The organism is uncultured Megasphaera sp. (assembly GCF_958350005.1).
Classification (GTDB): domain Bacteria; phylum Bacillota; class Negativicutes; order Veillonellales; family Megasphaeraceae; genus Megasphaera.
The window spans coordinates 1-2,765 of record NZ_CATWFF010000232.1 but is presented as its reverse complement, the minus strand read 5'-3'; the positions used below and the strand labels follow the sequence as shown (position 1 = coordinate 2,765).

Sequence of the window (2,765 nt, the reverse complement as noted above, 5' to 3'; positions counted from 1 at the left end):
GTGCAATTGCATGTGTATTTATTTTTTATTCTATATATCATATTTTATTTACAACGAAGCTTCTACTTCGGTCAGCACGTCGTCCATAATGGCCATGGCTTCCCGGAGCTGTTCTTCCGTAATGATCAGCGGCGGCGCTACCATAATCGTATTTTCATGGGAGTATGTGAAGAAACCGCGGCTAATGAGTTTTTTAATGATTCCCGGCATAATGCCATCCGGATCAGCGCCATACGGTACGAGCGGTTCTTTCGTCGTCTTGTCTTTGACTAATTCAATAGCCGACCACAGGCCGATATACCGGACATCGCCGACGCAGGCATGTTTCTGCTTCAGTTCTTCTTCCAGTTCGCCCAGTACTTTGCCGACAGCATTGACGTTATCCAGAATATGGGCTTTATCGTAATAGTTAAGGCAGGCAATGCCGGCAGCGCAGGCCAGGGGATGGCCACTGTACGTCAGGCCGCACGACAAGACGTGATCGTTAAAGAAATCGGCAATTTTTTTGGATACAGCGACGCCGCCGAGCTGTACGTAGCCGCACGTAATGCCTTTGGCAAAGGAAACAATATCCGGCTTTACATTAAAGTGTTCAAAGGCAAACATTGTCCCTGTACGGCACCAGCCGGCCATGACTTCGTCGCAGATCATCATGATGCCAAATTCATCACAAATCTTGCGGACTCCTTCCAGATAGCCTTTTGGCGGAATAATGACGCCATTGGAACCGGTAATGGTTTCCATGACAATAGCGGCAATGGTGCCGGGATTTTCATAAATAACCTGTTCCCGCAGCTTGGTAATATAGAATTTCGTCGCTTCTTCTTCGCTTTTAAAGGTAATGGCTTCGCGATATACGTAAGGATCAAAGAATTTGACAAATCCCGGAATGCCCGGTTCCAGTGCATACCGGCGCGGTTCGCCGGTCAGATTGCCGGCGCCGAAGGAAGAGCCGTGATAGCTGCGATACCGGCTCATGACCTTGTATCGTCCCGTATACAGGCGAGCCATTTTAATGGCGTTTTCATTGGCATCGGCACCGCCGTTGGTGAAAAATACTTTTCCCATCGTGTCCGGCATGCGATCAATAACCATTTTGGCCAGTTTTGCCCGCGGTTCCAGGGCAAATGCCGGAGAGAGGAAACAATATTTATCAGCCTGTTCTTTAATAGCTTCAATAATATCTTTATTCCCATGGCCAACATTGGAATTGACCAGTTCTGACGACATGTCCATATACCGTTTGCCGTCGCTGTCCCAAAGATAAATGCCATCTGCCTTGGTAATAACCATAGGATCCAGGTTTCCCTGTTTTGCCCAGGAATGTAAATTATACGTTAAATCCATTTCTTTGATTTCTGCACCTGTCATAGCTGTCCACTCCTTTTACTGCAAATAAAAAGCAACCGAACTGATTCTTTCTTGAATAAGCTCCGTCGCTCTTCGTATGTCTTTATTTAAGTTACTTAGAGTATAAGGGATTCCTGTTTCTCATACAATGCAAAAAACATACATCTTTTTTGTGCACATGCCTACATCAGAACAAATCTTTTATTTTAAAAGCCATCATCATGGCCAGTTTGTTTTCTTCCGAATACACAGACGTCCCCAGAATTTGGTCGATTTTATTGAATTTGTACAAAATCGTATTGCGATGTACCACTTCATGGGCAGCCGTCTCTTTAATGCTGCAGTCGTGTTCCAGATAATAGCGCAGTGTTTCCATCAGATGGGACTGATGGGTTTCATCATAAGCCCGCAAGGGCCCAAGAGTATCTTCGTAAAAGTGCTGCAGTATAGAAGGAGGCGTACCATTTAACAGTAATTTATACAGCCCCATATTGTCATAATATACAACAGGCGGCTGCTGACCTTTGGCCAGAATCTGAATAGATGAGGCCTGCATATATGTAACGTATAACTGGGAAATATGATGAATTTCCGAACCAATGCTGATGGAAACAGCAATATGTTTATCCTTCATCAGATGATAGACGTCTTCGGCAAACTGTTTGATATCCTGAAAAGCCATATGGGACAGAAGGATGACTATATCCTGATGATACGTGAAAATAAGGAGCTGACTCTTCCAGAGTTTCAGCAGAGCCATGATGGCATCGTGGTCCTTATCTGTATGCGTTTCCCTGATAATGCATGCGCGAAACGCCCCTTCCACACAAAATCCGCTGTGTTCCAGAGCCAGGCAGGGAGCCTGGCTTTCATGAGGCACAATGAGCAGCTGCTGCAAATAGTTGAGGACACTCTCTTTTTTCTTTTCCTCGTTAATAATAAACCGGCACAGATAGCGGGTAATATCTACGAGATGCACCTCCCAGGGCAACAGGAACAGCGGAAACTGCTCGGCATCACAATAGGAAATGACAGAGGGCGGTATCTTCTTAATATATGGCCCGACGTTAATGACCAGTCCGGCACAGTGCCGCTCCTTCAAGCGCCTGGCATATTCCAGAATCCACCGTTCCCCCTGATACAGCAGGCCTGTCAGAAATACGACTTCATTGCCGTGCAAAAAAGACGCCGATTCTGAACTTTCAATCATATGAATCCATTCTGCAGGATGATCCAGTCCGTCTTTCCCAGCCAACAGCTTCATATCATACAAATGAATGCTTTTTTCATACAAATATCCCATGGTCACAGCCATACCTTATCACCGACTTTCTCTCAATTCACCACATGATCTGTGCGTGTTTACAAAAAAAACGACGGCGCTCATCAAAAGATGCAACGTCGTCGTTAAATTT

Annotated in this window: 2 protein-coding genes; both read right to left on the bottom strand. The window is 45.4% G+C overall.

Annotation, left to right across the window (positions count from 1 at the left end; genetic code table 11):
- Window positions 1-48: 48 nt before the first annotated feature.
- Complete coding sequence (locus Q3886_RS09875) at window positions 49-1,371, bottom strand: aminotransferase class III-fold pyridoxal phosphate-dependent enzyme (protein WP_301861300.1); 1,323 nt, start codon at window positions 1,369-1,371, stop codon at window positions 49-51.
- 166 nt (window positions 1,372-1,537) lie between these two features.
- Window positions 1,538-2,653: a PucR family transcriptional regulator ligand-binding domain-containing protein gene (locus Q3886_RS09870; RefSeq protein ID WP_301861299.1), complete on the bottom strand. Its 1,116-nt coding sequence runs from the start codon at window positions 2,651-2,653 to the stop codon at window positions 1,538-1,540.
- Between the last annotated feature and the right edge of the window lie 112 nt (window positions 2,654-2,765).